At 45.0% G+C, this 5,127-nt stretch carries 4 protein-coding genes; all 4 read right to left on the bottom strand.

The features are described from left to right. Nucleotides 1-396 precede the first annotated feature (396 nt). Nucleotides 397-2,091, bottom strand: a complete 1,695-nt coding sequence (locus COT43_02055) for a hypothetical protein (GenBank protein ID PIS30319.1) — start codon at nucleotides 2,089-2,091, stop codon at nucleotides 397-399. Then, nucleotides 2,088-3,152, bottom strand: a complete 1,065-nt coding sequence (locus tag COT43_02050; protein PIS30318.1) for a hypothetical protein — start codon at nucleotides 3,150-3,152, stop codon at nucleotides 2,088-2,090. Before COT43_02050 ends, COT43_02055 begins: the two co-directional genes overlap by 4 nt. Further along, nucleotides 3,149-3,694, bottom strand: coding sequence for a hypothetical protein (locus COT43_02045; protein PIS30317.1), 546 nt, complete (start codon nucleotides 3,692-3,694; stop codon nucleotides 3,149-3,151). Before COT43_02045 ends, COT43_02050 begins: the two co-directional genes overlap by 4 nt. Before the next feature lie 75 nt (nucleotides 3,695-3,769). After that, nucleotides 3,770-4,867, bottom strand: coding sequence for a hypothetical protein (locus COT43_02040; GenBank protein ID PIS30316.1), 1,098 nt, complete (start codon nucleotides 4,865-4,867; stop codon nucleotides 3,770-3,772). Between the last annotated feature and the right edge of the window lie 260 nt (nucleotides 4,868-5,127).

The following is a 5,127-nucleotide window of genomic DNA, read 5'->3' as shown; positions in this document are numbered from 1 at the left end:
ACTTACCCCAACGGCGGGAACCTGTCCCGCAAAATGCTAGAGATATTGTTTCTTTTAGTAAACAGTGATTCAAGACCCTTCGCCACGGCTTAACATTCGCACTATTCTACCATATCAATTCCTGCGTGGTTTTTTCTTTCCTTCTCAATCTGTCTTTGTGGCTCAGGGTGACAGTGAAGGAAATAACGACTTTACCCGCAACATCCATGCATTCGTGAATCTATATATTCATATTTTTGTCATTCGCCGCAGGTGGAAAAACAGCAACCCGTTACCCGTTACCCGTAACCAGCAACCTGTTACCCGTAACCCGTTACCAGCAACCTGAAACCTGTTATCCGCCGATGGCGGACAGGCCTAATCCAACAAAATCTACCTAATCAACCCTTCTCGCGGCTATTTGGCTTTTTCGAGTTTCGCCAATTGCTTGACGGCACGCGCTTCGGCTTTCGTGCCGGGATAATTAGCAATGATCAGGTTGAGAGTCTCGACGGTTTTGTCGTTATCTTTTATCTTTACGGAGTAAATTTTTACAACTTCTTCCAACGCTGAAATCGCCTTTTCCGACTTTTGATATTTCTGGAATACTTTCATATACTGACCAACGGCGGATTCATACTTTTTATGAGAATTGTATAAATCTCCAGACGCCACCATCGCTGACAACGCATCCGGCGTTTCGGGATAGCGCTCATCGATAGATTGATAGATGTTGACGGCTTCTTCGATCAGGCTCATTTTAGTCGAAAGAATGACCGCTTTCCGCATTAAAGCGGGAATCGCATGCGGCGATGTCGGATATTTATCGGCGACAACCTGATACGCTTTCACGGCGCGTTCCCATTCGGACAAATTCTCATCGAGCATTTTCGCAATGCGATATTGCGCGTCTAATGCGAGAGAATCCCGACCGAATTTCTCGATATAGAATAAAAAGGATCGAATTGCGTTTTCATATTCGCCAAACTGTTTTTGCTGAATATCGGCGGAGCGAAACAAACAACGCGAAAAGAAAGGAGTGTTTGGGTAAAAAAGCATCGTCTTTTGGTGGGAAAGAAAGGCGCTTTGCGGCTGTCCGTTCCGCTCGTAGGTTTCTGCAATCCACAGACTAACCACATCCGCATGCGACGAATACGGATAGAGTTTGAGAAACGTCTGCGCTTCGGGAATAAAATGCTGTCGAATGGGAACGTCGATGAAATCGCGCAAGGTTTCGACGAATTTGAAGTAACGTTCTTCGGGCGTCGCCGGTTCGGGAATTTCATTGATCAGCCGCATCAGGTAATCCGAACTGGATTTGTAGAATTTCTCCGTCTGGAAAATTGCCGAACGAAGACTTTGCACTTCGTCGAAAAGCGGCGAATCCGGGTACAGATATAGGAATTTCAGGATGGAATATTCCGCTCGACTCCAATCGTTCGTCCGAATATAAACCTGCGTGATAAAATCTTGAACGGAATCACACCGGGCTGACGGATAAAATATATCCAGATAATTTTGCAATTCCTGAAGTTGAAACGGGGCGATTTGTTCGATGGTTGAAGAAAGTTTAAAGATATTTCCCTTCTTTTTCGATTCTTCCTGCCTCAGTAGTTTTTCAAATGAAAAAAACTTCGCTTCGAAGGCAGGATCGTTCGTTGCCGGCGATTGACCTTTTCCGGTCAACATACCGGAAAACATGGCAACACTATCCGATAAGTTTTGGATACGTTCCGACGCGGCATTCAATTGGTTGAGGAGCGTATTAGTCTGATTAGAGTAAACTACGCCGATGGAGTCGATTCGCTCCTGCAAGATTTCGTCATAAACCAAACGGAGCGAATCGGCGATAAATTGCCTGAGTGTCGATTTGTCCCCGCGCGCCTGATCGACGACTGAATTTTGAAATTGCATATCCTGTTTTCCGGCAACTTTATCGACCAATTTATCGATCTGCGCGGATAACAATACGGGAAAGAGAATCATGCTTGCCGTAAAAAGGTTCAAAAGCCCACAGCTCTTTTTCATACGATCTCCAATTTCTTTTTCAATGATTACCGAACGGATGAAAGTTAGGTCAATCTGGAGGGAAAATCCAGAATTTCGTCTCAAGCCCGCATCACGCTGACGCCGAGATTATCTGCATGATCGCTGATGCGTTCCAATAACCGCAAAACTTCGGTATAAATGACGTTTGCCTCTGACATACAAATGCCCTCGTTAAATCTGTCGATATGGCGTTGACGCGCCTGCCAGTACATGCAATCGAATTCACTTTCTAATTTACAAGCAGACTCAGCCATTTTTTTATCGCTGGTCTCAAAAGCCTTCAATGCCGTCCGATACGTTTTTAGAACATGCGGCCATAGTTGGTCGAGGTCGGCAAGCGCGTTTTCGCTGAAATATAAATTATTCTCGATCCGATTCAAGGTATATTGAGAAATATCTTCCGCCATGTCAGCAATTCGTTCAATGTCCATCAACAGATTTTTCAACTGAAAGCAACGCTTTTTTTGTTCATCGGTCAAATCGTCCTGTAAGAGCAATTTATTGACAAAATCAACCGTTAATTTGAAAACCGGATCGATAAATTGATCTTCCCGATCTATCGCGCTCTTTGCAAGAGCAGTATTTTTTTCCACCAGCGCCTGGCAGGATTGTTCCAACATTTCAGCAGACGCCTCGCCGATTCGGGCTAATTCACGAGCCGCTTCCGTCAGGGCGACGGCTGGAATGCGGATCTGCATTTCGTCTATATATGTGGTCAACTTTGGTCTCGTCTTGCTCGGTTTTACCGGCGCGAGATGCTCCGCAACCCAAGCGATTTGCTTGACGAACGGAAAGAGCGCCAAACTGACAGACACATTGAAAATCGTGTGGGCATTAGCAATTTGACGAGGTAAATAGGATGAAGTAAGTTCCACCAATCCGGCATACTGCGATATAAACGGTAAAAATAGCGCAACGCCGAGAACATTGATGAAAATCTGGGCGAACGACGCCTGTTTAGACGTGGTGGATAATCGAAGTGATGCAAGCAACCCTGTGATGCAGGAACCGATATTCGCGCCCAAAATCAATCCGATGGCACCCGGCAATGTGATGACGTTAGTGATGCCCATAGCCACAACCAAACTGGTCACAGCGGTACTGCTGTTCGTTATGGAAGTCATGTGATCAATCCAGCGACAACGGCAATCATCGGAGTCTGACCCATTGTTATGAGTCCATTGCTGATCCAGCCGATCTTGACGAGTTCATTCAAAGACATCGCCATATAGCTCATTCCGATAAAAATGATCCCCAGTCCGAAGAGAATCTCGCCATATTTTTTCCAGCCGCGATTTTCAAAAAATTCAATAAAAATTAATCCTACAATTACTAAAAGAAGACGATAATAACCAATATCAAAAGCGACGATCTGAGCGGTTAGCGTCGTACCGATTTCTTGTCCGAGTATCACGCCGATCGTCTGTGAGACCGTCATTAGATTAGCGTTAATCAGACCGATCATCATCACCATCAAGAGTCCACTGCTCTGAAGAAGCGCCGTTGCGATGGTTCCGAACGCGGCGCTTTTGATGCGATTGCTGGTCATTCGGTCGAGCCATTTTTGAATCTGCTCTCCCGCCAGTTTTTCCATTCCACCGCTCAGCATGCGGATTCCAAATAAAAAAAGCGCCAACCCGCCCAATATTTGTAAAAACCCTACCATTTCTTCTCCATTTTAGAACAAAAGTTTATTTTTTTTATCATGGTCATTTATCATAATTCTATGTAAATAATTTACTCATACCAGCGATAAATCGGTATAAATTGGGCGAATTTCTTTTGAATCGTTTGCCGAGAGATCAACCTTTCCCGACAGATTAGCGATGAGAATATGCGTTTTGATTGAAATTTTCGGCAATCGAAAAATGCAATCTTTCAGCGGATCGGATTGATGAAAACTGGCAATCAGCACGTGAAAGTAGCGTTCTCGCCGAATGGAATTGATCCGTTGGTGAATGATTGCTTTCAGCGCTGACAGATGATTTTCGCGCGCCGCAGGAAAACGGAGATAACAGAAATTCAGCGACTCTCCTTTTCTTGGAAGTTCAGGAAAATTCAACATCGTGCCAAACGCCCGAAATAGCGTCATGGCTAATTGAAGTAGCGGACTAAATTCCAGCACGATTTTTTTTCGGATATCCGTCTGATCCCAAAACGCGGCACAGGCGACGATACGACCGTTCAGTTCGGCAACATCAAAGTCCCGGATGCTCAGCGAATCCGTTTTTTGAAGTTCCCGCTCGAGCCATTCGACACTAAATTCCGGAGACAAATCGTACGACCTGTACGTTTCCTGAAGGATTTCCGCAATCGCCGGCAAGTCGTTTAGATGAGCCTTTCGGATGCGGCATTCACTTTTCACCAAATAAAAACGGTAAGGAATGATAAGCGAACTAACAACATTTCCCAAATCTCGATGTACGTATTTTTTAGATAGGAACAATTCATACAGACGCTTGGCGCGGCTGTTACCTTCCAGTATATAGGCAATTCCAAGATCGCGCAGACGATTGGCAGGATTTTTCGCAACATGTCTTAGAAGAGAAACACCTACGGCTGTTTTTGCATTCGGCGAGGCTTTCATTTCGCCAACCGTCAACAAGGAGACCTGTTTGCCGAAAAACTGAACATTTTGATACATCTCGGCGGCAGTTCCATCAAGGTGACCATTCGAATCCGCCACCCAGACGATATATTCATCACTTGCCATTCGCAGAAATTTAAAAAAATCCGGCGACTGGTCGGAATACATCGTGATAATGCCGTGAGAAGGCGTCTGTCGCGCCAGTTCAAGCAGAGCCGCATTGTCTTTCGGTGTTGCTTGTCGAATGATCATCCGCTTTCTCCGGTTCTGTTTTGTCCCATCAGTGCAATGACGGTGCGGGAATTATATTGGCAGAATTGCAACAGAACGACAACGGCAAAAAACCTACATAAAATCCGGCTCGCGGCATTTGTGGAAGAATCAAGGTTTTCATAAATCGTCTGAGCATTGATCTCATAGTCATTTTCCCCATCTCAAAATTCATTTCCAATGGCTGTCCGTCGATTGCCTGTTGGCAAGTAAAAAAGCAGTGACATTTTAAGAGAATTTAG

It is taken from the genome of Candidatus Marinimicrobia bacterium CG08_land_8_20_14_0_20_45_22, from assembly GCA_002774355.1.
Taxonomy (GTDB): Bacteria; Fidelibacterota; UBA2242; order UBA2242; family UBA2242; genus 0-14-0-20-45-22.
Note: the sequence above shows the minus strand (reverse complement) of the source record. Positions and strands in the feature narration are given on the sequence as shown.